The sequence below is a fragment of the Actinoplanes missouriensis 431 genome, assembly GCF_000284295.1.
Lineage (GTDB): Bacteria > Actinomycetota > Actinomycetes > Mycobacteriales > Micromonosporaceae > Actinoplanes > Actinoplanes missouriensis.
The window spans coordinates 3,599,065-3,625,134 of sequence record NC_017093.1; the positions used below are offsets into that span (position 1 = coordinate 3,599,065).

Genomic DNA, 26,070 nt, shown 5'->3' on the forward strand with positions numbered 1-26,070 from the left:
CATGCGCATCTCGATCTGGCCCGGCGCCGGGCAACCCTACGGTGACGTGCTCGAAGCAGCCCGCCATGCGGCCGAGACCGGCTGGGACGGCGTCTGGATCGCCGACCACTTCATGCCGAACGACGGCACCGGCGCCGACCCGCTGCACCCGGTCCTGGAGTGCGGCTCGCTGGTGGCGGCGCTCGGCGCGGCGGTCCCGCGGGTGCGGATCGGCACCCTCGTCTACGGCAACACTTACCGTCACCCGGCCGTCCTCGCGAACATGGCGGCCACCGTCGACCAGATCACCGGGGGCCGCTTCACGCTCGGCGTCGGCGCCGGCTGGCAGATCAACGAACATGATCAGTACGGTCTGGAGCTGCCCCCGATCGGCAAGCGCATCGACCGTTTCGTGGAGGCGCTGCACGTGCTCAAGGGGCTGCTCCGGTCGCCGCGCACCACCGTGCACGGGGAGTACTACCAGCTCACCGACGCGGTCTGCGAGCCGAAACCGGTGCAGGACCCGATGCCCATCATGATCGGCGCGAAGGGCGAGCAGCGGATGCTGCGCGTCGTCGCCGAGCACGCCGACATGTGGAACACGTGGGGCCGCCCGGACGTGATCGCCCACAAGTCCGCCGTCCTGGACCGGCACTGCGCCTCGGTGGGCCGCGACCCGGCGTCGATCCTGCGGACCGCCCAGGCGCTGACCGTGGTCGACGGCCCGATCCCGGATGACGTGTCGATGCCGGTGATCGGCGGGTCGCGCAAGCAGCTGGCGGCGGACATCGAGGAGTACCGGGCGGCGGGCGTCGACGAGCTGATCGTCCCGGACGGACTGCTCGGCACGGGGGCCACCAAGTTCACGGCGATGGACACCCTCCTGTCCCTGGTGAGGCCGTAACCTCCCGCTGCCGCCGCGCCCCGTGCCGGATCGTGCCGGGGCGGGCGGCGCGGCTCAGGAGTGGGCGGTCACCTGGTCGAGGATGTCGTCGGCCGGGCAGCGGCCCCGATGCACGTAACGCTCGGTGAACTCCGCGACCGCGTCCCGCAATTCCCGCCCCGTACCCTGACGCGCCAGCGCACCGTAGGCGGCCACGAAACAGTCCCGCGCGGCCGCCGCCAGCACCGGATCCGTCATGGCGTCGCGGGCCGCTCGCTCCCACAGTTCCGCCTCGTCGACCAGGTGCTTCGTCGCCTCCCAGGCCTCCTCGGCGGCCCGCGGGTCGTCCATCAGCACGGTCGCCACGGTCACCGGCAGCCGCCAGCCGGAGCCGGGCTGGCGGTCGGCCACGTCGAGTTCGAGGTGGCCCCGGGCGGCGACCGGCGGGCGCAGGGCGTCGCGGTGCCGGTGCAGGTCACGCGCGGTGAGACGGGCGCCGGCGTGGAGGGCGTCGCGCAGGCTGCGGCCGGTCGCGGTCCGGCCCCGCAGCACGGAGGCGGCCCACGATTCCCTCGCCTCACCGGGCGGCGGGGCGACCGGGAGTTCCCGGCGCAGCGCCTGCCGCACGCTGCGCCAGCCGGTGGGCCGGCCGTGCCGCAGCGGCGCGTTCGCGAAGGCGGCGGCCAGGACCGGCGTCAGGGTGTGCGCGAGGTTCCACCGGCGGCCCAGCCCGAGCGGGCCGCCGCCGTCGAGGCCGGGTTCCAGGCCGATCCGGATGCCGGCCGTCGCGGTGCCGAGCGCGTGCTGCGGCCCGTCCGGGTGAACGGTGTCGGTGGCCTGGTCGAGAACGGTCAAGCGGTGCTTCTCCACGAGCCGGGTCGAGGCTGCGGTGTCGTCCGCCATCCGGCGCAGCGCGACCTCGAGGCCGGGGGAGGGCGGGCCACTCACCACCATCACGCGCGGTGACCGGGCGTCGAGGAAGCCGTGCCGCAGCGGACGCCGGCCGGACGGAGCGGAGGCGGGATCGAGGAGCAGGTCGACGGCTATCCCCACGAAACCGGGCAGGCCGGGGGAGAAGGCCTCGGCGGCGAGGAGATCGGCGGCGGCCTTTTCGGTCAGGGCGATCACTGTGCCTTCTTCCCCAGGGGTGCTCGCAGGAGCAGTGAGCATAACATTCCTATCAGACTGGTAGGAATTCTGACCTGGGATGATCCACGGACGTGCGGGTGTGGCGCGTCGATGCGGGAATGGGCGTATTGCGGCTTGCATACTGTTTCGCGGCTCCTGGGGAGTGTGGCTTCACCCGTACCGGAGGAATGAGATGGCGCCGAAGCTGGCCGTCGCCGCGCTCGCGGCCCTGACCCTCGCCTGCCTCGCGGGTGTCGCCCCGGCGGCGGCGCACGGCGCGCGTCAATGGGCGGTGAGCGGTGTGGAACCGCTGGGACAGCCGGTTGCGGTCGGTGCGGCGATCATTGGGTACGAGCGGCGCGACCAGCAGGTCTACATCCGGAGCCGATCGCCGGAGACGGGCGCGGCGCTGTGGGAGGCCGAAGCGGTGCCGGGCGTGCCGGTGCGTGCCGGTCGCTGGGTCGTCTATCGGGAGCCGCAGCCGGAGTTCGGCGACGGGTACACCAGTCTCGTCGTCGCCGACCCGCTCACCGGCACGCAGGCGCAGCGCAGCCCCACGATGATCTTCCAGGGGGAGCCGCGGAGCTGTTTCGGTGACGGGGCGGTGTGCGTCACGGCGGCGCCCGCGCAGGGTGAGCCGATGCACGGGTACCGGCTCAACCTGACGAGTGGCGCGTTCATCCCGGCGGCGGAGGGCATCTCCGGCGAGGGGCTGATCACTATCGGTACGGAGCTCGCCCTCGTCCGCGACGGCGCGGTGCTCTGGCGGCGGCCCGACCCGAAGGCGACACGCTGGACCCTCGTCCCGACGGGACCCGGCGCCCCGTCCGGTCCCGGCGCCCCGGCCGCGGGCGCCGGCCCGTCCGGTCCCGGCGCCCCGCCCGCTGGAGGTGTCTGGGTGGGCTCTACCCCGACCGGCAGCGTGGGCCTCGACGCGGCCGACGGCACGCTGCTCTGGACCTCTGCCGGGGTGCTGCGCGACTGCGGAATCCCGCTGCGCGCCCCCACGATCCGCTGCCGCGACGGGCGGATCGAGGCGTTCGACCCGATCACCGGGACCGCCCGCTGGTCGGTGCCGCTGCGCGGGCCGGTGGAGGTCGCCGGCGACGACGCGATCGTGATCCGCGGAGTGTCGATCTCCCTGGCGACCGGCAAGCGGGGGAACGCCTCGGGGCCGCGCTGGTGCTTCACCGGCGGGCTGGCCTCGGTCTGCGGTCACGACGGGGTGCCGCCGGTCTCCGCGTGGACGGCGATCGGCGCGGTGGCGGCGGGTCACGTCGTGGTGGCCACCCCGGCCGGTTACCTGGGGATGCCGGCGGCCTGACCCATGAATCCGGAACGCCGGGCTTGAGCGCGGGGCCTCAGCTGACCCGTCCCCACAGCTCGTACGGCCGCCGCCCGGCCCGGAACCCGCACGCCTCCGCCATCGCGGCCGCCTCCCGCAATCCCTTGGCGACCGCCTCCGGGAAGTGCGCGTCGCTGCCGAAACTGACCGCGTCCCCACCCTCCTCGTGCCACCAGGTCACGATCAGCCGGTCCATCGGCAGCCGGGTGTTGATCTCCAGTGCCCGGCCGGCCCGGGCGGTGGCGCGCAGCGCGTCGCGGAACTCCTCCTCGAAGTCGCGCGGGTCGAACCGTTCCGGCCCGGGCCAGTGCCGGATCGGGTAGTCGATGTGGGTGAGCACCTCGAACACGTCACTTCCGGTCACCAGGTGGGGGATCTCCCGGAGGTAGTCGCGCACCACGTCGGCGTTCGGCCGGTCCGGGAAGATGCCGAACGGCTCGGCGTAACCACCGTTGTGCGGCAGGCAGTGCAGCGAGCCGATCACCCGGTCGAACGGTCCCTCGGCGAGCACCGCCGCGACCGCGTCCCGGTGCCAGTGCGGCTCGCCGACCTCGAGGCCGCTGAGGATCGTCAGCGTGGGGAAGCGGTCCCGGCAGCGTTCGATCGACGCGAGATAGCCCCGGGTGTCGAACGGCGGGGGAGTGATCCGGCCGTCCGGCCCGGCGGCGTCGAGGAGGCGCTGGTCGGCGTACGGGCCGTCGGTCGGCACCGGCCAGGCGGTGTGATCGAGGTGCTCGGTGAACGCGATGGCCGGCAGGCCCAGATCGACGGCGCGGGCGCAGGCCCGTTCCATCGAGCCGAGCGGGGCGTCCCAGGAGAACTCGCTGTGCACGTGGCTGTCGGCGGGAAGGGGATGTTCATGATCCACGCCGCCGAACGTAGCCGAGCCGGGTGACCTCCGGCTGTCGCACGGCCCACACCCATTTGAACTAGGTTCCTAGGATGCCCTAGGGGTTGTGCGGGGTGGCCCCTAGAGCGGAATCCGGGAACGGGCAGGGATTGCACCGGTACTCCACGCCCATGACTCGGCCATACGGTCAGCTCATGTCATCGAACAGCGTCATCGTCCGCCGGACCGCCGTCGCCGCGCCGGCTCTCATGTTCGGGTACGGGGTTCTCCGGTTCCTCGACGGCCGGGACGGCGACCGGGGCAACGGGATCGCCTGGGACGCCGGCCACGTGGCGTTCTTCGCGGCGATGGTGCTGTTCGGCGTGCTGGCCGTCGCACTGCGCCCGATCGCGCCGGCTTGGGCCCGCCGGACCGGCACGGTCGCCGCCGCCCTGGCGCTGTTCGGTGCCGGCTGCTTCCTCTGGGTGATCGCCGGTGACCTGTCACCGGCGTTCCGGGAGGCCGCGCCGCTGCCGGACGTGCTGGAGACGGGCGGTTCGGCCCTGTTCCCGCTCGGCATGCTGATGCTGCTCGGCCTGCTGGTCGCGGCCCGCCGGGCGCCGGTGTGGAGTCCGCTGCTGTTCGGCGCCGGCATCGCCGCGATCACGGTGAACCTGGACCTGCTGCCGGTCGCGTCGCTCTGGATCCTGGCGGCCCTGGCGCCGCTGGCCCGGCGGGACGAGGCCGTCCCGAGCCACGGCCGGCCCGATGACAGCCATCGGGAAGTGAGCCGGGACGCCGTCCGGGCGCAGTTCAAAACGGCGATCTGAGAGGCGGCAATCTGAGCGGCGGCGATCTGAGGGAAAGGGTCCGCGCGCCACGGGGGCGCGCGGGCCCCGCCGTCTCAATACCGGAAGGTCCGCACCAGCCCCTGCAGGTCGTCGGAGAGCCGGGTCAGTTCGGCCGCCGCCTCGTGGGTGGCGTAGGCGCCCTTGCGGTTCTCCTCGGCGACGTCGACGACCTGGGTGATGCCGCTGCCGATCTGGTTGGCGCCGTCGGCAGCCGCGCTCAGGTCGGAGGCCATCCCGCTGGTGACGGCGCTCTGCTCCTCGACGGCCGAGGCGATGGTCGTCTGGAACTCGTTGATCCGGCCGATGATCTCGCCGATCTTGGTGATCGACTCGACGGCGGTGCTGGTGTCCGCCTGGATGGCCGCGACCCGCTTGCTGATGTCCTCGGTGGCCTTGGTCGTCTCCTGGGCGAGATCCTTGACCTCGCCGGCGACGACCGCGAACCCCTTGCCGCTCTCGCCGGCCCGGGCCGCCTCGATCGTGGCGTTCAGCGCGAGCAGGTTCGTCTGCTCGGCGATCGCGGTGATCACCTTGACCACGTCGCCGATCTCGGCGGACGAGCGGCCGAGCCGCGACATCAGGTCCTCGGCGGTGCTGGAGGCGATCACCGCCTCCTGGGCGACGCTCGCTGCCTCGGCCGCCGAGACCGCGATCTCCCGGATCGCCGCGCCCATCTCCTCGGCGCCGGTGGCGACCGCGCCGACCCGCGAGTTGACCTGGTCGACGGCGCCGCCGATGGAGTTGACCTCGCCGGAGGTGCGGTCCGCGCCGCCGGCCAGGGTGCGCGACGCGTCCTGGAGCTCCCCGGCGCGTCCGGCCAGGGCGTTTCCGCTGGCGGCGAGGGTGCCGACGGCCGTACGCATCTGCTCGGCGGCCTGGTTGAGCGCCGCGCTCATGTCGCCGAACTCGTTGCGGTTGGTGATGTCGGAGCGCCGGGTGAGGTCGCCGTCGGCGACCGCGTGCAGCACGTCGCGGAACTGCCGCAGCGGCCGGACCACGCTGTTGGCGATCACGACGGCCAGGGCGATCGCGACGAGCAGGCCGGCCACCAGGACGGCGATCACCATGACGCGGGCCGAGGAATACTCCTCGTCGGACGCGGACAGCGCGGCGGTGGCGGCCGCGTCGCTGGCGGTGTCGAGCGCGTCCAGGCTGTTCAGCGCCTCGGTGATCTTGGCGGGCATCTCGGTGGTGCGGATCTCGTCGAAGCCGGCCAGGTCGCCCGCGGCCTGCAATTCCCCGGCCTTCTGGCGCAGTTCGCCGTACTCGGCCCAGGCCGTGCTGAACCCGTCGATGGCGGTGCGCTGCTCGGCGTCCAGGTCACGGCCGCTGTACGAGGTGACGGTCGTGTTGAGGGCGTCCAGCGCGGTGGCGGCCCGCTCCTCGGCGGCGCTCTTGAGGGCGGCGGTGGTGGCCGTGGCGCCCGTGAGGATCTCGAATCGGTAGTTCCAGACCTTCTCCCGGATGGTCGCGACATCCCAGGCGGGCAGCAGCGCGTCGGTGTAGATCTGGCGGCCGCTGTCGGCGACCTGCGACATCCGGGCCAGACTGATGGTCCCCACCAGGATCGCGACGATGCCGGTGAGGGCGACGAGCAGGGCGAGGTTGGTACGGACGCTGAGGTTGCCGACCAGACCGGGACGTTGTGCCACGACATTCCTATCGTCTGGCCTCGCGGGGAACTGAGCCGCGAATCCTCATCCCCGGTACGGCGGCGCGACACCCCATCCCCAGTGCGGCACCGGCGCCGTGCGGGGCGGGTTCGCGCCGGGCTGCGAGTTGGCCAGCGCCAGCCGGGTGCCCCACTCGATGTAGCCGAGGAACGCGGCCCGGAACTCCGGGTCGTCCGGCAGCCCGGCCTCGTCGGCGGCGTCGAGGAGCAGGCTCACCCAGCGCCGCCGCTGCGGCTCGGTGATCGCCTTGCCGAGGTGGTGGGCGAGCATGTGCGGGTAGCCGCCGCGCTCGGCGGTGTACCGCTCGGGGCCGCCGAACACCTCGGCCAGCCACATCGCGACGTGCCGGGGGTGTGCCGGGTCCATGCCGGCGAAGAGCGGCCCGATCAGGTCGTCGCCGGTCACCCGCTGGTAGAACCGCTCGGTGAGCTTCTCGAACGCCGGGGTGCCGCCGGCCCAGTCGTAGAGCGTGGGCACCGCGCCGCCGGCCCCCGCGACGGCGGTGGGCTCGTAGTGGCGCATCTCGTCGATGTCCTCGATGTAGGGGCGGATCTCGGCCAGGAATCCGGGGAACTCGGGCCCGCCGCGGAACCCCTTCAGGTGGTCGTCCGCGGAGGTCCACGTGATCCGCAGGATGTAGACCCCGGGTTCGTCGGCGCAGCGGCTCAGCTCGTAGTCGACGCATTGCGGCGCCCGGGCGAGGAACACCGCCGCGCGGGCGTAGGCCGCTTCGAAGGCCGCCGCGTCACTGGTGATCCGGTAGCGGATGTACTCGACAGTCATCCGTCCACGATAGAACGTCGTAACAATGTAATCGTGTAATCAATCCGACGGTTCAGAGCAGCCCGGCGCGCTTGGCCCGGTACTCCTCGTCGGAGAGGACGCCGGCCCGGTGCAACTCCTCGAGGTTGCGCAGCAGGTCCGCCGAGGGCGCGGGCTTCCCCAGCCGCTCGGCGATCAGCGCGCGCAGATGCTCGGCGGCCGCCCGGTGGGTGGTGAACTCGACGGTGGTCCCGCCGACGTCGATCATCAGGATCCCGCGCAACAGCCCGTCGCGCGCCGACACCCCGCCGACCTGGTCGAGGGGGATCGTGGAACGTCCCGCGCCGGTGCGCAACCCGATCTGCCCGGTGCTCACCAGCTCCAGCCGGTCCGGGAAGATCAGCAGGTAGACACTGGCCCCGGCGTCGAGCATGTGCCCGACCGCGAGCGCCCCGCGCACGTCCACCCCGGCCTGCGCGGCCTTGCCCCGGGCCCGCTCGGCCCGCGCCCGCCCCTCGTCCGTGCCGGCCGCCCGCCCCGAGAACAACCCCATGCCGAAAACCCTAGACCGCGATCCGGTACGGGCGACCCCGCCCCCGACCGCACCGGCCTCGTCCCCGAGAGTCCGCGCGGCCCGCTGCCCGCTCCCGGCCGTCCGGCGGCGATCGCTACCGGCGCGGGGAGACCTGCGACCATGACCGCATGCCAGATTCCGAAGCCGAGCGCCCCGCCACCGACCGTCTCGACGCCGACCCGGTCGATGCCGGCCCGGTCGATGCCGGTCGTCTCGAAGCCGACCTCCTCGCCGCCGAGCAGGCGCTGCAGACGGCGCAGCGCCACGGCGACGTCGCGGCCCTGGACGTGCTGCTCGACGACCGTCTGATCGCGATCGGCCCGGACGGGGGCCGATACACCAAACAGGACGACCTCGATGCGTACCGGATGGGGTCGTCGGTGGTCGAGGACCTGCTCCAGGAGAGCCTGGAGCATCTGATCGCGGGCCACACCGGCGTCACGTTCTTCACCGGCACCGTGTCCGGCACGTTCGGCGGCGAGCCGGTGACCGCCCGGATGCGCTACACCCGCACCTGGACGCACACGGGCGGCCGCTGGCGCATCCTCGCCGCCCACATCGCCCCGGCCTGAATCGCCCCCGCCGGAATCGCCACGGCCAGAATCACCCCCCCCGCCAGAATCAACCCCGCCAGAATCGCCCCGGCCCGAATCGCCGGGGAGCGTCTGATTCGCCGGAAACCGGAGGATCGCGGCAGGCTACGGCGGCTTCGCGCGATGTAATGTGGATCACTGTGCCGCCGACGATGGCCGTGGCCTCGGTCTTCACGTCCATCTCTGCCGCGAGGCCGCCGCGAAAGCGTGCGGCGGTGTTCTTCGGGCCTTGTTCTGTTAAGAATGTTTTTGATAGCGTCCCTCCCGTAAACATCGACGGGGATAGGGATTCAAACCGCCCCGCCGCAGAAACCGCCGGCCCCGGATCAATGCGCGCGATAACTGCGGCGAAATCGCCATCGCCATTCTTTTCTCATCGCTCGAGAATGCGCCTGGACCGGCTCGGCATGGCGTCCGGGCTCGACCTGCGGATCCCGTTCGCCAACCCACACCTGGTCGGCTGCACCGTGACCCGTGGGCCATGACGAGCTTCGACGGGCGGGAGAAGAGCCTGCTGCGCGTAGCGATGGCGGACCCGTTGCCGCACCCCCGCTTTCCCCCGAAGGATCATCGAATGACCTCGACCGTCGCCCCACCGGCGCCCCTGTGGACCCGGAATTTCAACCTGTACTTCACCGCCCGCATCATGTCGGTGCTGGGTGACACGATGATCCCGGTCGCGATGGCCGTCGCGATGCTCGCCCTCGGCTACGGCGTGAGCGGCATCGGGTACACGCTCGGCGCGTGGATGGGTGCGTTCGCGCTCTTCGTCGTCTTCGGCGGGGTGTTCGCGGACCGGTTCCATCCCCGGCCCCAGATGATCGGCGCCGACGCGGTGCGCGCGGTGATCCAGCTGTCCCTGGCCGCGTGGATCTGGCTGGGAGACGCGCCACTGTGGTTCATCATCGCCGGCTCGGCCGCCGGTGGCATCGCGACCGCCATGTTCCAGCCCGGCCTGGCCAGCCTGGTCCCGCAGGTGTCGACCGACCTGCAGAAGGCCAACGGGGTGCTGCGGGTCAGTCAGGGGCTGGCCACCATGGCGGGGCCGGCGCTCGGCGGTGTGCTCGTCGCGACCACCTCGCCGGCCGTCGCGTTCACCGTCGACGCCGCCACGTTCGCGGTCAGCGGGCTCTGCCTGGCCGCGCTGCGGCTCAAACCGTTCGCGATCGACCGCTCCGGATCGATGCTGCAGAACCTCCGGTTCGGCTGGGACGACTTCCGCTCCCGCTCCTGGCTCTGGGCGGTCATCCTGATCTGGTGGGTCCTCGGCGTCTTCGTCTGGGGCCCGATCACCCCGGTCGGCGCGGTCTCGATCATCGGTGAGCACGGCAAGGCCGCCTTCGGGTACGCCGAGGCGGCGTTCGGCGCCGGATCGGTGCTCGGCGCCCTGGTCGCGATCCGCGTCCGGGCCGGCCGGCCACTGCTCGCCGGCGGCCTGGCGATGTTCCTGTTCCCGCTGATGCCGCTGGCCGCCGCGCTGACCCCGCCGATCCCGCTGCTGATGCTGGGGTACGCGGTGAGCGGCGTCGGCTGGGCGTTCTGGGGCGTGCAGTGGGCCACCACGATCCAGACCCAGGTCCCGGCCGACCGGCTCAACCGGGTGTCGGCGTACGAGGTGGCCGGATCGATCCTGGCGGTCCCGCTCGGCCAGGCCATCTCCGGCCCGGCCACCCACCTGCTCGGCGTCGAGCGGCTCCTGCTGCTCGCCACCGTGATGAGCCTCGGCTGCGCGGTCGCGCTGGTGGTGGTGAACCCGATCCGCCGGCTCCGCGCCGCCGCCTGACGACCCGGCACGCAGCGCGGGCCGGCAGTACCGTGCGCCGGGCCGCCCCGGAGGACCGGGCGCGCAGCGCGGGCCGGCAAGTACCGTGCGCCGGGCCGCCCCGGAGGACCGGGCGCGCGACGCGTCCCGCCGCGTCGCCGGGCAGCCGTCGGCGGGACGTCGCGATCGCCCGTACCCTCGATCAGCAGTAACCCGAGGGGCACTCACCGCTGGCCAGCAGTTCGTACTGCTTGCATTTCGGGCAGCGCGGGCGGGCCATCTCGGCGCGGGCCTTCAGCTTCGCCGCGGCGGACTTCGGGGCGGGCGTCTTCGCCGGGGCCTTCTCCTTCGGCGCCGCGGCGGCTCGCGTCCTGGCCGCCTTCGCCGGGCGGACCGTGGTCTTGCGCAGCTCGACGGCCTGGACCGACGCCTCCAGCAGGGCGTCGTAGTTGGCGTCGATCAGCTCCGCCTCCAGCGTGACCACCGTGTTCGGGTCGTCCGGGTCCCGCACGTAGGCGCCCGGCATCGACAGGGCCAGGTCGTTGGCGTGCTCCGGTGCCACGGCGACGTCGACGCCACCCTGATGGATGTACACCGCGACACCCGTCGCGCCCTCCGGGCGCACCTGCAGGGCCTTGCCGACCGGCTTCACGTCGACCCGGGTCCGCCCGCGGAGCTCCAGCAGCAGCCGGGCCACCGAAGCCGCCCCCGCGTTGTACTCGTCCATCAGTCCTCCGCTTCACATGACGACTCTCCAGTATCGGCATGCCCCTGTCGCCGCCGTGGCCCGGCATCAGAACGGGTGAAATTCCTCAAACGGCGGCTCGGTCAGCGTGTCCGGCAGGCGCAGCGCCCGGAGCCGCGGCCCGGCGACGCCCGGCAGCGCTGACCAGCCGAGATTGCCCTCGAAGTATCGTATCGCCGCGCGCACCGGCGGCTTGTCGAAGTCGTCGAGCACGATCAGCCCGCCCGGCCGGACCAGCTTGCGCAGGTAGTAGAGGTCGACGAACACCTCGTGGAACCGGTGGATGCCGTCCACGAACGCGGCGTCCACGGTGACGCCCTCGCCCAGCAGGCGGGGGAGCGCGACCCGGGCGAAGTCGCCGGGCAGCGGGCGGGTCCGGGGCGGGCCGTGCTCGGCGAGGCGGCGGCGCGCCGCGCGGATCCGCTCCCGCCGGTCGGCGGTCATCCCGCTCAGGACACCATGTCGTGGGCGACGACGGTGAGGGCGGCGAACAGTGGGATGCTGGCCGCCCAGCCGAGCAGGACCGCGGTGCGGGCCGTGCGGTACAGGAACAGCCGGACCCCGAGCAGGACCAGCAGGAACGGGACGGTCATCGCGATCGTGACCACCAGCGGACCCGTCCCGTCGGCGGTCATATTGTCGATCCAGGGCGTTTCCACCGAAGCCGCCATGAAGAAGAACCAGGAGGCGATCAGCAGGATCACCGCCGCCCAGGTGAAGGTGCCGGTGGCCGTGCGTACCCGTGAAGTCCCCGTCATGGCGGGCATCGTGCCACACCTGTGCCGCTGATCCGGGCCCTAGTCGAGCACCGCGGTCGCCTCGATCTCCACCAGGTGCTCCGGCACGTCCAGGGCGGCGATCCCGAACAGCGACGCCGGCGGGGCGGCGCTGCTCCCCAGCTGCTTCTTCGCCTGTTCCAGACCCGCCAGCAGCGCCGGCATCCGGTCGGCTGACCAGTCCACGACGTGCACGGTCAGCTTCACCACGTCGTCGAAGGACGCGCCGACGCCGGCCAGCGCGGTCGCCACGCTCAGGTACGCCTGAGCGGTCTGCTCGGTCAGGTCGCCCGAGCCGTCCCACGCGACCTGCCCGGCCACGTGGATCAGCTTCGACCCGGTCGCCACGGACACCTGCCGATAGACGTCGATCTCGGGCAGTCCCTCGGGGTTCACCAGGGTCACGGCCATGTCGGTTGCACCTCTCTCTTCCGGTTTCTCAGTAACCGTAGGAGAGCGGCGCTGAACTGGGAAGAACGCACTTTTTCGAAACTGGGTTACCTTGTGGTAACCCCTTGGTACGGGGACGGGCTCCCACCACGGGGTGATGCGGCGGGCGGTGGGGCGGTCCTAGCGTCCCGCGCATGAGACGCGTTGGTGGCACGCTGCTCGCCCTCTACTTCATCGGCCGGGCAGTCGCGGAACCGTTCCTGATCGACGTGGGTGACCCGGCGTCGTACCGCCGGGACTGGGGCGGGCCCAGCCTGGCCGGGGTGCTGCTGGTGCACTGCGGTCCGGGCGTGATCGCCGCGGTGCTGCTCGTGGTGGCGGCGCGGGGCTGGTGGCGGGCCCGGTTGGCGGTTGAGGTGGACCGGTCCCGGCCCTACCGGCGCCGAGCGCCCACGAGAGCCCGCGCCAGCCGGGACGCCGGCGCACCGGGCAGCGGGTCGGGCAGCGGGCCGGGCAGCGGGTCGCCGTGGTCAGCGGCACACCGAAGCCCGCACCAGCCGCGTTAGCAGCACACCGAACATGAGTTGCGGAGTGCTGTTCGAGTGCGTTGGTGGCGGCGCTGGTGACCGGCTCGTGCTGTCCGGCTGGCTGACAGTGCTGTTGCGCGCCCGGTTTGTCCGCGCTGAGCACCAGCCGGCCTCGGCGTTTCCAAGATCTGCGAAACCGGGGGCCGCGGGACGGAACCCGCGGCGCGCGGCTGCACGGGGCGCGCGGCTGCACGGGCCGCGCAGCTGCACGGGCGTGTGCCGGTCGGGTGCACGCGGATCGGGCGTTTGGCGGTGGGCCTTCGGTCAGGTCGCGGATTTGGGGACGGGTGGTGGGCTGGATGGGGTGAGCTGGAGCCGGGACTTGTCCCGGCGGACGCGCTGCGGCCTGGAGTTTCGCCTGGGTCGCGTGTCAGGTGGGGACTTTTGCGAAGGCGTACCGGAAAGGGAGCCCGGCCCGGCAGGAAGCCGGACCGGGACGCGGGGTTCTACTGCATCTGGGCGACGACGTCGTCGGCGGAGAGGCGGCCTCGGTCGTCGGTCGTCTTGAGGGCGCGCGCGGTGGCGGCCGGCACCACGGGATCAGCCGGGCGGCGGTGATGCCAATCGGTCACGGCCTGGTAGGCGGCTACGACGGCCAGGAGGCGGTCCTCCTCGTAGGGGCGCCGCCGAGGATGGTGCCGACCGGGACGCCGGTGGTGGTGAAGCCGATCGGGAAGCCGATCTCGGGGAGGCCGAGGATGTCGAACGGGACCGGGCTGGTCTGCACCACCACGTCGCACTTCTCGAAGATCTGGTCGAGGACGCGTTCGAGCAGCAGCAGCTTGGCGCGCTGACCGGTGATGAACTCGGTGCCGCCCATCAGCGCGCCCTGCAGCCAGCCGGTCACCGAGACCCCGAAGCCGCGCAGGTCGGTGCGGAGGTACGGCAGGAACGGCTCACTGCGTTCCGGCAGGCGCACGTTGTTGAAGTCGTTTCCGGTCAGCAGGTCCCACTGGTCCGGGAACGCGACGTCGACCAGGGAGACGTCGGTGATGCCGTCCAGGGTGGACAGGAAGGTCTGCCGGGTGGCGGTGGACGCGTACCCGGGGAGCACGCCGACCCGGGTGCGCCGGCGGACCCGGCAGCGGCCCTTCGCGACGACCGGGGTGGCGGCCTCGATCAGATCAGGCAGGGGCGGCAGGCCCTGGGTACGCGGGTCGGCCGGGTCCTCGCCCGCCATCGCGGTGAGCATGATCGCCGCGTCCTTGGCGTCCCGGGCGAGCGGGCCCGGATGGTCCCGGGTGTAGCTGAGCGGGATGATCCCGGCGAGCGACACCCGGCCCATCGTTGGTTTGAGACCGGTGAGGTTCTGCGCGTTCGACGGCGCGGTGATCGAGCCGCCGGTCTGGGTGCCGGTCCCGGAGGCCGCCATCCGGCCGGCGACCGAGGTGGCGGTGCCGGTCGACGAGCCGCCCGGGTCGGTGGCCGGGTTGCCGGGCGTCCACGCGTTGACCGTGGTGACACGGCCGTCCGGGGTGGTCGCGCGGGTGGTGGCGAGCGGGCCCATCTGGGTCTTGCCGAGCACGATCGCGCCGCTCGCCCTGAGCTTGGCGACCGGGGTGGCGTCGTACGGCGGGACGAAGTCCTGGAACAGGAACGAGTTCGCGGTGGTCCGCACCCCCGCCGTCCAGTAGTTGTCCTTGATCGCCAGCGGGATGCCGTGCAGCGGAGTGGTCTGCCGCTTGCGGCCGGCGGCCTTCGCGGCGGCCCGCGCCTCGTCCGCGAGAACCGTGTTGAACGCCCGGTAGACCCCGTCGAACCTGCCGATCCGGGCGAGGTACGCCTCGACGATGTCGGCCGGCTTCAGCTTGCCGTACCGGATCATCCAGGCCGCCTCGGCGACGGTCAGCTCGGTCGGGTCGCTGATCGCTTCCGGTCGCGGCTTCACGTAGGCGCCGTCGCCGAACTTCGGCGTCCGGCCGGACCAGGCGGAGGCGGCGGCGGGCAGGGCGGCAGCACCGGCGGCGGCGGCCGCGGTGATCGCTGCGGTGCGGGCCAGGAACACCCGGCGGTTCACGGCGGTCATCGGCGCCACTCCGTACTGATCGAGGGGTAGAGCAGGGGCGCCGGTTGCTGGGACAGCGCGGCGGCGTGCGCCGGGTCGCTGCCGGCGGGGGCGGGCATCTGGAACGAGGCGAGGGCGGTGACGCTGCCGCGCACGAACGAGCGCAGCGAGGCGAGCACGGAGTCCCGGCCGGGGGAACCGGTCACCGGGTCGGCGGTGGTGCCGGCCGGGAGCTGGTCCAGGTCGATTCCAAGAGACGCGAGGCGAGCCCGGATCATGGTGTTCAGCTCGGCGTCCGTAGGTGGGGTGACAGCCATGATCAACACCCTTGGAGCCGTCTGTGTCGTTGCTGTGTCGGCGGCGTTCCGTGGTGGTGTCCGGTTGGCCGGGATCCATCGTGGACTGTCGGATTCGCCCGGCTAAAGCCTGATCAGGACTTTCACGAGGGTAAGCGGGCGCCCAGCTTGAGCATCATCCGGTCCAGGGACCAGGAACGTTCCGCGATCGGCCACACCTTGGCGGGGATCCGGGTGCCGGCCGCGGTGACATAGGGCTCGACGGTGAGCACGTCGTCCAGGATCTCGGCGCCGGTGCTGGAGCCGTCGGCGAAGCACAGGGTCAGCGGCCCGTCCCCGGTCGTCTCGTGGACGTTGACCTCCACGCCGCGGAACAGGTGCGAGTAGCCGACCTCGCCGGTCGTCATCGCAGCCCCGCCGTCACCCGGATGATCCGGGCGGTGTTCTCCACGTGCTCGCGGGCGACCCGGGCCGCGGTCTCGCCGTCACCGGCCCGCAGCGACGCGACGAGCCGGCGGTGCTGCGTGTTGACGATCTCGTCGTCGGCCGGCGTGAAGACCACCGGCTGGTTCAGATTCCAATAATTGATTCTGGTACGGCGGTGCAGCTGCTCGACAACCGTGTTCGTCGCGGCTTCGGTGATGACGTCGTGGAAGACGCTGTTCAGTTCGTTGCGTTGGAGCCGGGAGATCGAGTCGTCCTCCGTCGTCTCGATCAGCTCCTCGAGACGGGTCAGGGCGGGCTCGCTGATCCGCTGGGCGGCCAGGAAGGCGGCATGCGCCTCGACGCCCGCCCGGGCCTCCATGATCTCCAGGATCTCGGCGGCCGTGTGGTCGCGCACCACCCAGCCCCTGCGCTGCACGACCAGGCCCTCCTGCGCCAGCCGGAACAGGGCCTCCCGGACCGGGGTGCGGCTGACCTCGAGCCAGTCGCCGATCTCCTTCTCCACGAGCCGGTGGTTCGGGCGCAGCTCGGCGGAGAGGATCGCCTCGCGGAGACGGTCGTGCACCACGTCGGCGCGGTCGGCGCTGCGGTTCGCGGTGGGCGGGGTGGTCATGGTGATCTATGGTATGCAGGCCGGTACACCCGCAGCCTGACCGGGCCGCGACACGCGGGAACGTGGCTGTTGAAATGTTTCAGTCCGGGTGGTTCACTCGAAGTTCCACGTCCGTCTCGGCGAAAGGTCCACCGTTGACGCGCAACGGCCGCGCACCCTCGGTCAAGGATGTCGCCGCAGCCGCGGGTGTCTCACTCGGCACGGTGTCGAACGTGCTCAACCGCCCCGCCGTGGTCAGCACCGCGACCCGCGAGCGTGTCGAGCGCGCCATGGCCGAGCTGGGCTTCATCCGCAACGAATCCGCCCGCCAGCTGCGTGCCGGCACCAGCCGCGCCCTGGCGTACGTCATGCTCGACGGCGGGAACCCGTTCTTCCACGACGTGGCGGAGGGAATCGAGACCGCCGCCGAGGACGCCGACCTGTCGCTCTTCGTCTGCAACAGCAACGGCCGCGGCGACCGCGAGGCCAAGCACCTCGACCGGCTCGTGCAGCAGCGCGTCCAGGGCATCCTGATCACCCCGGCCGACCCGGACGCGCCGCACCTCGCCGAGATCGCCCAGCGCGGCACCCCGTTCGTGATGGTCGACCGCCTCAGCCGGGCCGGCGACCACTGCTCGGTCAGCGTCGACGACGTGCTCGGCGGCCGGATCGCCGTCGAGCACCTGATCGATCGCGGGCATCAGCGCGTCGCGTTCGTCGGCGGGCCGTCGCACATCGGCCAGGTGCGGGAGCGGTTGCAGGGCGCACGGGAGGTGTGGGCCGAGTTCGGGCTGCCCGCCGACGACCTGATCAACCTGCCGACCGAGGCGATGACCGTCACCGAGGGCCGCTCGGCCGGCGAACGGCTGGCCGGCCTGCCCAGCCGGCGGCGGCCGACCGCGGCGTTCTGCGCCAACGACCTGCTCGCGCTCGGGCTGCTGCAGCACGCGGTCACGGCCGGGCTGCGGGTGCCGGACGACCTGGCCATCGTCGGTTTCGACGACATCGACTTCGCGGCGGCCGCGGCGGTGCCGCTCACGTCGGTACGCCAGCCGCGGCAGGAACTCGGGCGGACCGCGGCGCGGCTGGTCCTGGACGAGGCGACCAACCCGGATCACGTGCATGAGCAGGCCACGTTCGTGCCGGCGCTGGTGGCGCGGGCGTCGACGGGGCTGGTCCGGCGGTCGTGATGCGTCTGCACGTCGGCTGTGCGATGTGGAGTCTCAAGTCGTGGCAGGGGCGCTTCCTGCCGCATCCGGCGACACCCGCCGAGCGGCTGCGGGCCTACGCGAGCTGGTGCAGCGCGGTGGAGGGGAACACCACGTTCTACGCGATCCCGGCACGGGAGACCGTGGAGACGTGGGCGGCGCAGTTGCCGTCCGGCTTCCGGTTCGTCGCCAAGATTCCGAAGGTCGTGACCCACGAGCGCCGGCTGGTGGATTTCGAGGCGCCGCTGGGGGCGTTCCTGGATGCGCTTGAGCCGCTCGGATCCCGTACCCACATGCTCTGGATCCAATTACCCGGGTCCTTCGGACCGCAGGATCTGCAGGTGCTCGGCCGATTTCTGCGGCGGGCGCCCGACGGGTATCGCTGGGGCGTCGAAGTGCGTCATCCCGATTTCTTCACCGCGCCGGCCGAGCTGGAACGGATGTTGACGTCGTTCGATGCGGAATGGATCCCGTTCGACACGACCACGTTCTTCGCCAGCCCGCCGACCAGCGACGCCGAGCGCGACGCCTGGACCAAGAAACCCCGCATGCCGCTGCGCGAGCATGCGATCACGTCCAGGCCCGTCGTGCGCTATCTGGGCAGAGATGATTCCGAGAGTACGGTCGACGGCTGGCAGAAATGGGTGACGACGGTAGCCGCATGGCTGCGCGAGGGCCGCACGCCGACGGTTTTCGTCCACACCCCGGACAATGCCGACGCCCCCGAGCTCTGCCGTCGCTTCTACGACCAGGTGCGGGCGGTGGTCCCGGACCTTGAACCGCTGCCCGAGCCGCTGCCGCTGCCGGAGCCGGACGGACCCCTGACCCTGTTCTGAGCGCGAAGAGCCATTCGATAGATTGCGCGCCGTGGATCAACGGTCGGCAGGGGGCCGCGTCCTGGTGTGGACACAGTGGACATTGCTGGCTACGTGCCTGATCGGCAGCCTCGGGGTGCTGCTGCTGGCCGCGATCCGGGCCGGCGACCCCGGAGCGCTGCTGGCGCCGGGCCTCGATCGTCTCGGGGATCCGAAGGACTCGCTGCCCGACTCGTTCCTGGCGTGGATCTTCGTGCCGGGCATGTTCGTGTCGTATTTCGTGTACGCGTTCGGCTTCGTCACGGTCTTCTTCGGCCTCGGCATGCTGATGCACACCTGGCAGGTGGGCGACCGCGCCACCTTCCGCCGGCTGCTGCGGAGCACGGCGGCCTGGGTGGCGCTGACCGCAGCCGCCCTCACCCCGTTCGGCGGCACCCTGCACAGCTGGCTCCTGGACTGATCGATAACGGACCGAAGGCCCGGCGGTTGCCGCCGGGCCTTCGTCATCGGGTACGGGTCACGCGTGCGGGCAGGTGGCGCGGTACTCCTGGATCGTGGAGCCGGACGGGGCCGGGCAGAGGAACTGGTCGTACCGGGTGTCGTTGTCGATGAAGCGCTTGAGCCAGGACAGCGCGTACTTCGCGACGGTCACGTTGCCGCCCTCGGTCGGCGCCGAGTGGGTGGCGTTGTTGACCTCCAGGTACGCCTTCTCCGGCGCGCTGGACATGCTCGTGTAGAACGGCTCCGAGTGCGACGAGACCGGCGCGACCGTGTCGTTCTCGGCGCCGATGATCATGGTGGGGACGCGGACCGTGCCCCACGATTTGGTTCCGTGCCACGGGGTCATCGGGACTGCCGCCTGCAGGGCCGGGCGGGTGCGTGCCGCGGCGAGGCTGCCGCCGCCGCCCATCGAGTGGCCCATGACGCCGAGGCGGGTAGCGTCGATGCGGGTGCGCACGGAGCTGGTGTTCGTCAGGTAGTCCAGCGCGGCGAGCAGTTGCGTACCCCTGCTGTCGGGTTGGTCCCAGGTGCTCAGCGTGTTGATGGTGATCACGACGAAGCCCTGCGAGGCGAGCCGGGGTCCGAGCCAGGCGACGCTCGACTGGGTGGCGGTGAACCCGGGGGAGATGGCGACCGCGCCGAACGTGCCGTCGGCGGTGCTCGTCGGGTAGTAGATGGTGCCGCCGCCGAAGCCGCTCTGCCGGGCGACGGTGGTCTGCGAGACGGCGTAGGTGCCGCGGGACGCTTCGATGCTGCTGTTGGTCGGTGCGGGGCCACGCTCGTACGGGTTGGCGGCGAGCGCCTGCGTGGGGGCGACCAGGACGGAGGCAGCCGCGGCGAGCGAGGCGACCAGGAGTGAGACTCTCATGCGGGGACTCCCTGGGGTGTGGGAACGTGCACACATAGAAGGGTCTTGATCGGCCCTACTCGCCGGTAATCCCACTGACTACATGCTGCGGCGATATGTAACACGCCGGAAATTGCGTTGCCGCGCGTGTGAACTGGGCCAACAATGATCGACATGACGTTCTGAGCAGCCACCGTGAGCCTGTGCCAACTCTCCTTCGAAAGATGAACGTCTCTTGTCTGTCACCGTTTTCGCGGGCGAAAGCAGCTGGATCGAGTCCGCCGCCGTCGCCCAATGTCATCAGGTCGCCGCTCTCGACGGCATGATCCACGTCGCCGGGATGCCGGACCTGCACCCCGGTAAGGGCGCTCCGATCGGCGCCGCCATGACCTCACGCGTGCTCTACCCCTTCCTCGTCGGCTCGGACATCGGCTGCGGGATCGCGGTCTTCCCGTTCCGGCTCAAAAAGGTCGTTCCGGAACGGCTCGCCCCGCGGTTCCCCGACCTGGATGAGCCTGTGGACTTAACGGATGAAAGCCTCGGAACGCTCGGCCGCGGCAACCATTTCGTGGAACTCGCCAAGGTCGACGCGGTTCTCGCCGAGACCGATCTCGCCGTGGGCGATCACGTGCTGCTCGTCCACAGCGGCTCCCGTGGCCTGGGCGAACGCATCCTGCGGGCGCACACCGAGACGCACGGCGCCGGCCCGGCCGCGGATCCCGCCGGATATCTCGAGGCGCACGACTCGGCCGTACGATGGGCGAGCCGGAACCGGCGCACCCTGGCCGCGCGGGTGGCCGAGGCGCTCGGCGCCGAGGTGAGCGAGCCGATCATCGACGTGTGTCACAACTCGGTGGAGGTCCGCGACGGGCTCTACCTGCACCGCAAGGGCGCCGCGCCGGGCGACGGCCGGCAGGTGCTGATCGCCGGCACCCGCGGCACCCGGTCCTATCTGGTGGCCGCGCACGCCGGGGCCGACGCCGGCTATTCGGTCGCGCACGGCGCCGGCCGCAAGATGTCCCGCGCCGACGCGCTGCGCCGCGGCAAGGCCAAACACACCATCGAGGAGCTTCGGCGTACGCCGGTCGGCTCCCACGTCGTGTGCGGCGACCGGCAGTTGCTGTTCGAGGAGGCGCCGACCGCCTACAAGCGGATCGAGCAGGTGATCGGCGACCTGGTCAGTTTCGGACTCGCCACACCGGTGCTGACCACGGTGCCGGTGATCACCTACAAGACGGCCGACAAGCACGCGTCCCATCGCGGGTCGCGGGCGGGCCGGCCTCGATGAACTCACGGTGAGCCGGCACGGGACGGTCACTGCCGGATGGCCTCGGCGAGGCGGGTTATCCCGTACTCGAAAGCGGCCTCGACGTCCCCACCCAGGTTGAACGCACCGGCCAGCTCCATGCTGATGAAGCCGTTGCCCCACGCGGTGAACAGGCGGGCGGCGTTGAGGGCCTGATCCGGACCGGCCAGCTCGGCGGTCACCTCCAGGACCGGCGCGCTCGCCTCGGTCAGCATGTCGGTGTCGGTCGGCACCGCCTCCGGGGTCCAGCCGAGGATCAGGCGGTAACCGGCGGGACGCGCGTGCGCGAACGACCGGAAGGCGCGGGCCAGCTCGGCGAGGTCCGCGCGGGGGTCGGCGGTGCGGGGTACGGCGTGCAGCTGCGCTCCGAGATCCTCGACGGTGGCCTTCGCGACCAGGCTGATCAGGGCCTCGCGGTTGCGCACCCGCTTGTAGAGCGACGGCGCGCGCACACCCACCCGCTCGGCGACGGCCTGCATGGTCAGGCGGTCCAGGCCGTCGGCTTCGAGGATCTCCCGGGCGGCCGTGATGATCTCGTCGAGCGATGTGCGTTCCGGCGTCGGCATACGTGATCCTTTCGATGGCTATTGACCGTAGCCATGATAGCTATGTACCTTAGCTTTCATGAAGCTTGGTCCTCAACTCCACCGCATCGGCAACGACATCGTGGCGGTCTACCTGATCGTGACCGACGACGGCATCACGGTCATCGACGCGGGCCTCTCCGGTCAGTGGCCGGAACTGATCAGCGAACTGGACAGCCTGGGCCGCAGCGTCAGCGACATCCGCGGCGTCATTCTCACGCACGGCGACACCGATCATCTGGGCTTCGCGGAGCGCCTGCGGCGTGATCACGGCGTGCCGGTCCTCGTCCACACGGCCGACGCCGCCCGCGCCCGCGGCGAGATCAAACCCAAGACCAGCTGGGGCAAGATCAAGGTGGGGGCGCTGGCGCGCTTCTTCTGGTACGCGTCGCGCAAGGGTGGCCTGAAGACGACCTATGTCAGCGAGGTCACGACGATCGAGGACGGTCAGGTGCTCGACCTGCCGGGCGCGCCCCGGATCATCGGGCTCCCCGGGCACTCGCCGGGGAGCGTCGCGATCCACTCGGCGGCGGCCGACGCGGTGTTCGTGGGTGACGCGCTGACCACCCGATCCGTGCTGACCGGGGAGAACGGGCCGCAGCCGGCGCCGTTCACCGACGACCCGGCGCAGGCGGCGGTGTCACTCGCCCGGATCGCGGATCTCGACGTGACGTGGGTGCTGCCGGGTCACGGCGCGCCGTGGAACGGCGGGGCGGCGGCGATCGTGCGCCGGATCGAGGAGTTCCGGGCGGCGTGATCCGGGGTTCCGCGGCGGATGGCAGCCCTGACCGGGTTATTCGGTCCGGCCCTGCGAGCGGGCGCCCGGATGCGGCGTTAGCGTGGCGGCATGGCCGTCTTCCGTGATGCCCACCCGATCGTCTATGTCGAAGACGTGAACGCCTCCCTCGGGTTCTACCGTGATCTGCTCGGGTTCACCGAGACGTACCGATTCGATGATTTCGTCTCGTTGCAGCTGGGGACGTCGGCGATCTCGGTCGTGCAGGTGACCGGCGGGCAGGACGGCTCGCACGGGCTGCCGATCCGGCCGCGTGCCGGGCATCAGTTCGAGCTCTGCGTCTATACCGATGATGTCGACGCGGCCATCGACGAGCTGCGGGACCGGGGTGTTCCGGTGCTGGTGGAACCCGCTGATCAGCCGTGGGGTGAGCGGATGGCCTACGTCGCCGATCCGGACGGCCATCCGGTGATGATCTGCCGCTAAGCGCCTGGCCAAAGGTTCTGTCCGTAACCCTCGGGGAGCCACGGTGAGGTCCAGGGTGCTGTGGTGGTGAGGTTGTCGGCGTCGGTGCGGTAGCGAAAGAACGCGTGGGCTTGGCGGACGCGGTCGGCCATCGTGGCGGGTGCGGTGTTCGCGATCTTGCGTTTCAGGGCTGCCCAGATTCGTTCGACCGGGTTGTCCTGAGGGCTGTATTTGGCGCCTTCGATCACCTGCAGGCGTGGGTGTTCGGTCAGCCAGCGTTTCGTGATGCCGCTGTGGTGGGTGGTGCCGTTGTCGCAGATCACGGCCACCACGGGTGCGTCTGGGTAGGCGTCGAGCAGTTGTTGCAGGAAGTAGCAGAACACCACGGAGACGTTCTTGACGCTGACGTGGTGATGCCAGGTGCCGGTGGCCAGGTTGATCGCGCCGTGCATGGTGCGGCGCAGGTTGGTGCCGGGAGTCAGGATCCGGTGGCGGATCCCGGCCGGCATCCAGCAGGCGCGGATGCGAGGCAGCAGGTCGAGGTGGGTTTCGTCTTCTGCGAGGACGACTGACCCTGCCGGAAGGGCGGCGATGCGGTCGCGGATGTCCGCGCATTTCTGATCGTGGTCGGGGTCGCTTTTGGCGATCAGCCGGGGCCGGCACCAGCGGGCTTGTTCGCGGATGCGGCGGCGCAGCGTGGACAGGCTGAGCTGTGGGCGGCCCAGAGCACGCCAGAGCCGGGCTGTGGTCCAGGCCTTCGGAGTCAGGAGCAGCCGGTGGATGCGTTCGCCGAGGCGGCGGCTGCCTTTGCGGGGTCGTCCGCTGCGAGGCCGGTCGGGTAGCCCGGCCAAACCTTCGTGCTGGTGTCGGGCGATCCATCGCCGGACGGTGGCGGGGTCGTAGTGCAGCAGATCGGCGATCTCGCTAGCCGGCCAGCCTGCGGCGGACAGCACGACGATGACCATGCGGGTCGCCGTCCGCCACGGGCCGTGCAGGGCGGTAATCAGTTCGGTGTGTTGCTCGGCCGGCATCCGGGCGTAGATGTGCGCAGGGCGCATACTGGTCGTGACCTCGTCGGGGGTTTCGGTCTTGTGTGGAAACCTGATCCGAACCCACGACGAGGTTTTTCTGTCGCTATGTACCTCTAACTGAGCAAGTCCCAGCCGAGACCGTTACGCGCAGAACCTTTGCTCACGCGCTTAGCTTCTCGGGGAAGCGGTGTCTCCGTTGAGTGGGTGGCATGCGGTACGTGATCGTCGGCTGCGGGAACGCCGGGATGGAACCGGCTCCGCGCTGGACGTCGGCCGGGCACACCGTCGTCGGGACCACTTGACGGTCATATTGACCACTCGTGTCGACGGTTCGCGTTGACTGCTTCATGTTGACGTTCGTATTGACGGGCGCCATCGGGAGTCAACCATCCGTGACGTAAAGATGAGCGGCCGGCGGGGCCGGCCGCTATCTTGCCGACATGGTGGATGCGCGCGAGCGATTCGTTACCTCTGGTCCGCTTCGGATCTGGACCGAGCAAGTCGGCGATCCGGAACGTCCCGCTGTCTTAATGATTATGGGACAGGCTGCTCAGAGCGTCATGTGCCCGGACGCGCTGGTGGAGCGGCTTCTCCAGCGAGGGGTCCAGGTGATCCGTTTCGATCATCGGGACACCGGCCGGTCGAGTGTTGTGGACTTCGATGTTCACCCGTACACGATCGGAGACATGGCCCGTGACTGCCTCGCCGTGCTGGATGGTCACGGGCTGGCTTCCGCCCACATCGCCGGGGCCTCCCTGGGCGGGGTGATCGCACAGTGGCTGGCCGTGCACGCGCCGGATCGGGTCCGGTCTCTGACGGTGATGTCCAGTACGCCGATGGGGCACGATCCGAGCCCCGCACGCGCGCGGGCGCAGGCCGGTCAGCCGGCCGACCCGGATGATCTGCCGCCGCCGGCGCCGGAGTTCCTCGCGCATGTGGCCGCCGGGCTGCCTCGCGGCGTGGAGTCCGATGTGGCGTTGTTCCGGGTCTTCAACGGGCCGGTCCGCCCGTTCGACGAGCCGGCCGCTCGGGCGCAGCTGGAGCTGGCACTGTCCCGGGCGACCGACCCGGCGGCTGCCGCGAACCATGAGCGGGCGGCGTACCGGGACGACCCCAGCCTGCTCGCCTCGCTGACGTCGATCACCGCGCCGACCTCGATCGTGCACGGCGACTGTGATCCGCTGCTGCCGCTTGCGCACGGCGAGGCGGTGGCAGCCGCGATTCCGGGTGCTGTGTTGCACATCGTGCCCGGGATGGGTCACGTCATGACGTCACCCGGCCTGCCCGAGGAAGTCGCCGACGTGATCCGGCTGTGATTCGTCGGCGACCCATCAACGATCGGGATCACCATGAATTGACGTAGCGCGCGCAGGCCGTCTCGCGAGATCCCTTCGATGACGGGTCACTGATCGCCGACAATGACGGATTGGTACGGGTGCATGCGAATTTTGTACCCTATCCGCCTATGGACGATGCCACGCCGTTTTACCGACAGCCAAGCCGCACCTCCGTTCTCGGACGTCACCGCGACCGAGTGCTCGATCTCCCCGCCGACCCGGAGGCGCTCGGCGCGATCGTGCGCGGGCTGCTGATTCATGACCACACGGCGGCCGTCCAAGGCCTGCGGTTCTCCGCCGAGCGCATGTCGCACCGGGAAGCCGTCGGCGCCGGCGCGATCCTGGACAACGTGATCAGCATCGATCCGGCGCCCTTGGATCGTGAGCGGCCCGTCGAGCGGAGGATGTTCGGCTTCTGCTATCACTTCGCGCTGCTGCACTGCGCCCTGTTGCGCGCAACGGGCACACCGGCCCGAATCCGATGCGGCTTCGCCGGCTACTTCGCGGCGCAGCGCTGGATCGACCACTGGGTGGTCGAGTACTGGGATGGTTCCGGCTGGACGCTGACGGATCCTCAAACCGGGCGGAGCAACTGGTCCGGTGACGACTTCCAGGACGGTGTCACCGCGTGGAAACTCTGTCGCGACGGAGCTTCGCAACCGGCTGCCTACGGTAACGGCGAGCTGTGGGGCTGGGACGAGCTCAGGGGCAGTCTGATCAACGACGTTGGCGCCCTCAGCAAAGTCGAGGTCGCCGGCTGGTATTGGTGTGACCGCCTCCGGGTGGAGCCGCTCGACCAGCCGCATGATGAACTCGACCAGTCACTCGACAGCCTCGCGCATCTCGCGGCCGCCGCAGGGTCGGTCGACGAGCTGGTGAACTGCTTCGACCTGTACCCGGAGTTCCGGCCGCCGGCAGGCGCTGTCGCGCGATAGCACCCGTTGCGTCGGCCCGCTGATCGGTACCGCCTGCGTCCACACGTCTTCCTCGCCGACGGACGGGAGTCGAGGCCGTGCCGGCTGGGGA

General features: G+C 70.9%; 32 protein-coding genes. 15 read left to right on the plus strand and 17 right to left on the minus strand.

What is annotated here, in order from left to right; translation table 11 throughout:
* Position 1 precedes the first annotated feature (1 nt).
* Positions 2–883, plus strand: coding sequence for an LLM class flavin-dependent oxidoreductase (locus AMIS_RS16840; RefSeq protein WP_041830953.1), 882 nt, complete (start codon positions 2–4; stop codon positions 881–883).
* A gap of 54 nt (positions 884–937) precedes the next feature.
* Here the strand turns inward: AMIS_RS16840 and AMIS_RS16845 are convergent, their stop codons facing one another.
* Positions 938–1,990 (minus strand): glutamate-cysteine ligase family protein, encoded by a 1,053-nt coding sequence (locus AMIS_RS16845; protein ID WP_172666594.1) that lies wholly within the window; start codon positions 1,988–1,990, stop codon positions 938–940.
* A gap of 193 nt (positions 1,991–2,183) precedes the next feature.
* On the opposite strand from AMIS_RS16845, the gene AMIS_RS16850 reads away from it, so the two are divergent.
* Positions 2,184–3,314, plus strand: coding sequence for a hypothetical protein (locus AMIS_RS16850; protein ID WP_014443544.1), 1,131 nt, complete (start codon positions 2,184–2,186; stop codon positions 3,312–3,314).
* A gap of 37 nt (positions 3,315–3,351) precedes the next feature.
* Here the strand turns inward: AMIS_RS16850 and AMIS_RS16855 are convergent, their stop codons facing one another.
* Complete coding sequence (locus AMIS_RS16855) at positions 3,352–4,203, minus strand: PHP domain-containing protein (protein ID WP_014443545.1); 852 nt, start codon at positions 4,201–4,203, stop codon at positions 3,352–3,354.
* Between the two features lie 176 nt (positions 4,204–4,379).
* Between AMIS_RS16855 and AMIS_RS16860 the strand changes: the two genes are divergently transcribed.
* Positions 4,380–4,994 (plus strand): hypothetical protein, encoded by a 615-nt coding sequence (locus tag AMIS_RS16860; protein ID WP_197538033.1) that lies wholly within the window; start codon positions 4,380–4,382, stop codon positions 4,992–4,994.
* Positions 4,995–5,068: 74 nt separating this feature from the next.
* On the opposite strand, the gene AMIS_RS16865 is transcribed toward AMIS_RS16860, so the two are convergent.
* The 3 genes from AMIS_RS16865 to AMIS_RS16875 are packed head-to-tail and all read right to left on the minus strand — an operon-like array spanning position 5,069 to position 8,003.
* The gene (locus tag AMIS_RS16865) at positions 5,069–6,667 is read right to left on the minus strand and encodes a methyl-accepting chemotaxis protein (protein ID WP_014443547.1); all 1,599 of its coding nucleotides are present in this window, start codon (positions 6,665–6,667) and stop codon (positions 5,069–5,071) included.
* Between the two features lie 45 nt (positions 6,668–6,712).
* Positions 6,713–7,471 (minus strand): group II truncated hemoglobin, encoded by a 759-nt coding sequence (locus AMIS_RS16870; protein WP_014443548.1) that lies wholly within the window; start codon positions 7,469–7,471, stop codon positions 6,713–6,715.
* Positions 7,472–7,523: 52 nt separating this feature from the next.
* Complete coding sequence (locus AMIS_RS16875) at positions 7,524–8,003, minus strand: SHOCT domain-containing protein (RefSeq protein ID WP_014443549.1); 480 nt, start codon at positions 8,001–8,003, stop codon at positions 7,524–7,526.
* A 149-nt stretch (positions 8,004–8,152) separates the two neighbouring features.
* Between AMIS_RS16875 and AMIS_RS16880 the strand changes: the two genes are divergently transcribed.
* The 3 genes from AMIS_RS16880 (at position 8,153) to AMIS_RS16885 (ending at position 10,400) form a co-directional block, all read left to right on the plus strand.
* A complete protein-coding gene (locus tag AMIS_RS16880) occupies positions 8,153–8,596 on the plus strand; it encodes a nuclear transport factor 2 family protein (protein WP_014443550.1) in 444 nt (147 codons plus the stop codon).
* Between the two features lie 407 nt (positions 8,597–9,003).
* Positions 9,004–9,102, plus strand: a complete 99-nt coding sequence (locus AMIS_RS44125) for an asparagine synthase C-terminal domain-containing protein (RefSeq protein WP_231859327.1) — start codon at positions 9,004–9,006, stop codon at positions 9,100–9,102.
* A gap of 89 nt (positions 9,103–9,191) precedes the next feature.
* Complete coding sequence (locus AMIS_RS16885) at positions 9,192–10,400, plus strand: MFS transporter (RefSeq protein ID WP_041829846.1); 1,209 nt, start codon at positions 9,192–9,194, stop codon at positions 10,398–10,400.
* A gap of 181 nt (positions 10,401–10,581) precedes the next feature.
* Here AMIS_RS16885 and AMIS_RS16890 read toward each other — a convergent pair whose 3' ends face one another.
* The 4 genes from AMIS_RS16890 to AMIS_RS16905 form a co-directional block, all read right to left on the minus strand.
* Positions 10,582–11,106, minus strand: a complete 525-nt coding sequence (locus AMIS_RS16890; RefSeq protein WP_014443552.1) for a hypothetical protein — start codon at positions 11,104–11,106, stop codon at positions 10,582–10,584.
* A 66-nt stretch (positions 11,107–11,172) separates the two neighbouring features.
* On the minus strand, positions 11,173–11,568 hold the full coding sequence (locus AMIS_RS16895; RefSeq protein ID WP_014443553.1) for a class I SAM-dependent methyltransferase: 396 nt from the start codon (positions 11,566–11,568) through the stop codon (positions 11,173–11,175).
* Positions 11,569–11,573: 5 nt separating this feature from the next.
* Positions 11,574–11,882, minus strand: coding sequence for a hypothetical protein (locus tag AMIS_RS16900; protein ID WP_041829847.1), 309 nt, complete (start codon positions 11,880–11,882; stop codon positions 11,574–11,576).
* A gap of 39 nt (positions 11,883–11,921) precedes the next feature.
* Positions 11,922–12,311 (minus strand): RidA family protein, encoded by a 390-nt coding sequence (locus AMIS_RS16905; protein ID WP_014443555.1) that lies wholly within the window; start codon positions 12,309–12,311, stop codon positions 11,922–11,924.
* A 173-nt stretch (positions 12,312–12,484) separates the two neighbouring features.
* On the opposite strand from AMIS_RS16905, the gene AMIS_RS43385 reads away from it, so the two are divergent.
* The gene (locus AMIS_RS43385) at positions 12,485–12,856 is read left to right on the plus strand and encodes a hypothetical protein (RefSeq protein WP_014443556.1); all 372 of its coding nucleotides are present in this window, start codon (positions 12,485–12,487) and stop codon (positions 12,854–12,856) included.
* A gap of 467 nt (positions 12,857–13,323) precedes the next feature.
* On the opposite strand, the gene AMIS_RS44635 is transcribed toward AMIS_RS43385, so the two are convergent.
* The 5 genes from AMIS_RS44635 to AMIS_RS16930 all read right to left on the minus strand — a co-directional run bounded on the left by AMIS_RS44635 (position 13,324) and on the right by AMIS_RS16930 (position 16,235).
* Positions 13,324–13,449, minus strand: a complete 126-nt coding sequence (locus tag AMIS_RS44635) for a hypothetical protein (protein ID WP_014443557.1) — start codon at positions 13,447–13,449, stop codon at positions 13,324–13,326.
* Positions 13,450–13,463: 14 nt separating this feature from the next.
* Entirely contained in the window at positions 13,464–14,903 is a 1,440-nt protein-coding gene (locus tag AMIS_RS16915; protein WP_231859328.1) for an amidase, read from the minus strand.
* The gene (locus AMIS_RS16920) at positions 14,900–15,199 is read right to left on the minus strand and encodes a hypothetical protein (protein ID WP_014443559.1); all 300 of its coding nucleotides are present in this window, start codon (positions 15,197–15,199) and stop codon (positions 14,900–14,902) included. The genes AMIS_RS16915 and AMIS_RS16920 overlap by 4 nt, the downstream gene beginning before the upstream one ends.
* A gap of 122 nt (positions 15,200–15,321) precedes the next feature.
* Entirely contained in the window at positions 15,322–15,585 is a 264-nt protein-coding gene (locus tag AMIS_RS16925) for a hypothetical protein (RefSeq protein WP_014443560.1), read from the minus strand.
* Positions 15,582–16,235 (minus strand): GntR family transcriptional regulator, encoded by a 654-nt coding sequence (locus AMIS_RS16930; protein ID WP_014443561.1) that lies wholly within the window; start codon positions 16,233–16,235, stop codon positions 15,582–15,584. The genes AMIS_RS16925 and AMIS_RS16930 overlap by 4 nt, the downstream gene beginning before the upstream one ends.
* 134 nt (positions 16,236–16,369) lie before the next feature.
* On the opposite strand from AMIS_RS16930, the gene AMIS_RS16935 reads away from it, so the two are divergent.
* The 3 genes from AMIS_RS16935 to AMIS_RS16945 are packed head-to-tail and all read left to right on the plus strand — an operon-like array spanning position 16,370 to position 18,697.
* Positions 16,370–17,404, plus strand: coding sequence for a LacI family DNA-binding transcriptional regulator (locus tag AMIS_RS16935; RefSeq protein WP_014443562.1), 1,035 nt, complete (start codon positions 16,370–16,372; stop codon positions 17,402–17,404).
* A gap of 23 nt (positions 17,405–17,427) precedes the next feature.
* On the plus strand, positions 17,428–18,258 hold the full coding sequence (locus AMIS_RS16940; RefSeq protein ID WP_197538132.1) for a DUF72 domain-containing protein: 831 nt from the start codon (positions 17,428–17,430) through the stop codon (positions 18,256–18,258).
* A 31-nt stretch (positions 18,259–18,289) separates the two neighbouring features.
* Entirely contained in the window at positions 18,290–18,697 is a 408-nt protein-coding gene (locus AMIS_RS16945; RefSeq protein ID WP_157434902.1) for a hypothetical protein, read from the plus strand.
* 57 nt (positions 18,698–18,754) lie between these two features.
* On the opposite strand, the gene AMIS_RS16950 is transcribed toward AMIS_RS16945, so the two are convergent.
* Positions 18,755–19,606, minus strand: coding sequence for a poly(ethylene terephthalate) hydrolase family protein (locus tag AMIS_RS16950; RefSeq protein ID WP_014443565.1), 852 nt, complete (start codon positions 19,604–19,606; stop codon positions 18,755–18,757).
* Positions 19,607–19,820: 214 nt separating this feature from the next.
* Here AMIS_RS16950 and AMIS_RS16955 point away from each other — a divergent pair, with 214 nt between their 5' ends.
* Positions 19,821–20,873, plus strand: a complete 1,053-nt coding sequence (locus tag AMIS_RS16955) for an RNA ligase RtcB family protein (RefSeq protein WP_014443566.1) — start codon at positions 19,821–19,823, stop codon at positions 20,871–20,873.
* 26 nt (positions 20,874–20,899) lie between these two features.
* On the opposite strand, the gene AMIS_RS16960 is transcribed toward AMIS_RS16955, so the two are convergent.
* The gene (locus AMIS_RS16960; protein WP_014443567.1) at positions 20,900–21,457 is read right to left on the minus strand and encodes a TetR/AcrR family transcriptional regulator; all 558 of its coding nucleotides are present in this window, start codon (positions 21,455–21,457) and stop codon (positions 20,900–20,902) included.
* A 58-nt stretch (positions 21,458–21,515) separates the two neighbouring features.
* On the opposite strand from AMIS_RS16960, the gene AMIS_RS16965 reads away from it, so the two are divergent.
* Both AMIS_RS16965 and AMIS_RS16970 read left to right on the plus strand, forming a co-directional pair.
* Positions 21,516–22,232, plus strand: a complete 717-nt coding sequence (locus tag AMIS_RS16965; protein ID WP_014443568.1) for an MBL fold metallo-hydrolase — start codon at positions 21,516–21,518, stop codon at positions 22,230–22,232.
* Positions 22,233–22,322: 90 nt separating this feature from the next.
* Positions 22,323–22,697, plus strand: coding sequence for a VOC family protein (locus AMIS_RS16970; RefSeq protein ID WP_014443569.1), 375 nt, complete (start codon positions 22,323–22,325; stop codon positions 22,695–22,697).
* Here AMIS_RS16970 and AMIS_RS16975 read toward each other — a convergent pair.
* Positions 22,694–23,734 (minus strand): IS630 family transposase, encoded by a 1,041-nt coding sequence (locus tag AMIS_RS16975; RefSeq protein WP_014443285.1) that lies wholly within the window; start codon positions 23,732–23,734, stop codon positions 22,694–22,696. The two genes, AMIS_RS16970 and AMIS_RS16975, sit on opposite strands and share 4 nt — an antisense overlap.
* Positions 23,735–24,147: 413 nt before the next feature.
* Between AMIS_RS16975 and AMIS_RS16980 the strand changes: the two genes are divergently transcribed.
* Positions 24,148–25,023 carry an alpha/beta fold hydrolase gene (locus AMIS_RS16980; protein ID WP_014443570.1) on the plus strand — a complete coding sequence of 292 codons (876 nt, stop codon included), beginning with the start codon at positions 24,148–24,150 and terminating at the stop codon, positions 25,021–25,023.
* A 149-nt stretch (positions 25,024–25,172) separates the two neighbouring features.
* A complete protein-coding gene (locus AMIS_RS16985) occupies positions 25,173–25,979 on the plus strand; it encodes a transglutaminase-like domain-containing protein (protein WP_014443571.1) in 807 nt (268 codons plus the stop codon).
* The last annotated feature ends 91 nt before the right edge of the window (positions 25,980–26,070 follow it).

Bases quoted from the DNA above. Each gene is read 5' to 3' on its own strand.
- AMIS_RS16890 (WP_014443552.1), bottom strand. From the start codon at position 11,106: ATGGACGAGTACAACGCGGGGGCGGCTTCGGTGGCCCGGCTGCTGCTG.
- AMIS_RS16880 (WP_014443550.1), top strand. From the start codon at position 8,153: ATGCCAGATTCCGAAGCCGAGCGCCCCGCCACCGACCGTCTCGACGCC.
- AMIS_RS44125 (WP_231859327.1), top strand. From the start codon at position 9,004: ATGCGCCTGGACCGGCTCGGCATGGCGTCCGGGCTCGACCTGCGGATC.
- AMIS_RS16970 (WP_014443569.1), top strand. From the start codon at position 22,323: ATGGCCGTCTTCCGTGATGCCCACCCGATCGTCTATGTCGAAGACGTG.
- AMIS_RS16870 (WP_014443548.1), bottom strand. From the start codon at position 7,471: ATGACTGTCGAGTACATCCGCTACCGGATCACCAGTGACGCGGCGGCC.
- AMIS_RS16920 (WP_014443559.1), bottom strand. From the start codon at position 15,199: ATGGCTGTCACCCCACCTACGGACGCCGAGCTGAACACCATGATCCGG.
- AMIS_RS16900 (WP_041829847.1), bottom strand. From the start codon at position 11,882: ATGACGGGGACTTCACGGGTACGCACGGCCACCGGCACCTTCACCTGG.
- AMIS_RS16840 (WP_041830953.1), top strand. From the start codon at position 2: ATGCGCATCTCGATCTGGCCCGGCGCCGGGCAACCCTACGGTGACGTG.
- AMIS_RS16950 (WP_014443565.1), bottom strand. From the start codon at position 19,606: ATGAGAGTCTCACTCCTGGTCGCCTCGCTCGCCGCGGCTGCCTCCGTC.
- AMIS_RS16960 (WP_014443567.1), bottom strand. From the start codon at position 21,457: ATGCCGACGCCGGAACGCACATCGCTCGACGAGATCATCACGGCCGCC.
- AMIS_RS16850 (WP_014443544.1), top strand. From the start codon at position 2,184: ATGGCGCCGAAGCTGGCCGTCGCCGCGCTCGCGGCCCTGACCCTCGCC.
- AMIS_RS16930 (WP_014443561.1), bottom strand. From the start codon at position 16,235: ATGACCACCCCGCCCACCGCGAACCGCAGCGCCGACCGCGCCGACGTG.
- AMIS_RS16965 (WP_014443568.1), top strand. From the start codon at position 21,516: ATGAAGCTTGGTCCTCAACTCCACCGCATCGGCAACGACATCGTGGCG.
- AMIS_RS43385 (WP_014443556.1), top strand. From the start codon at position 12,485: ATGAGACGCGTTGGTGGCACGCTGCTCGCCCTCTACTTCATCGGCCGG.
- AMIS_RS16925 (WP_014443560.1), bottom strand. From the start codon at position 15,585: ATGACGACCGGCGAGGTCGGCTACTCGCACCTGTTCCGCGGCGTGGAG.
- AMIS_RS16985 (WP_014443571.1), top strand. From the start codon at position 25,173: ATGGACGATGCCACGCCGTTTTACCGACAGCCAAGCCGCACCTCCGTT.
- AMIS_RS16980 (WP_014443570.1), top strand. From the start codon at position 24,148: ATGGTGGATGCGCGCGAGCGATTCGTTACCTCTGGTCCGCTTCGGATC.
- AMIS_RS16895 (WP_014443553.1), bottom strand. From the start codon at position 11,568: ATGACCGCCGACCGGCGGGAGCGGATCCGCGCGGCGCGCCGCCGCCTC.
- AMIS_RS16905 (WP_014443555.1), bottom strand. From the start codon at position 12,311: ATGGCCGTGACCCTGGTGAACCCCGAGGGACTGCCCGAGATCGACGTC.
- AMIS_RS16915 (WP_231859328.1), bottom strand. From the start codon at position 14,903: ATGACCGCCGTGAACCGCCGGGTGTTCCTGGCCCGCACCGCAGCGATC.
- AMIS_RS16975 (WP_014443285.1), bottom strand. From the start codon at position 23,734: ATGCGCCCTGCGCACATCTACGCCCGGATGCCGGCCGAGCAACACACC.
- AMIS_RS16940 (WP_197538132.1), top strand. From the start codon at position 17,428: ATGTGGAGTCTCAAGTCGTGGCAGGGGCGCTTCCTGCCGCATCCGGCG.
- AMIS_RS16885 (WP_041829846.1), top strand. From the start codon at position 9,192: ATGACCTCGACCGTCGCCCCACCGGCGCCCCTGTGGACCCGGAATTTC.
- AMIS_RS16875 (WP_014443549.1), bottom strand. From the start codon at position 8,003: ATGGGGTTGTTCTCGGGGCGGGCGGCCGGCACGGACGAGGGGCGGGCG.
- AMIS_RS16860 (WP_197538033.1), top strand. From the start codon at position 4,380: ATGTCATCGAACAGCGTCATCGTCCGCCGGACCGCCGTCGCCGCGCCG.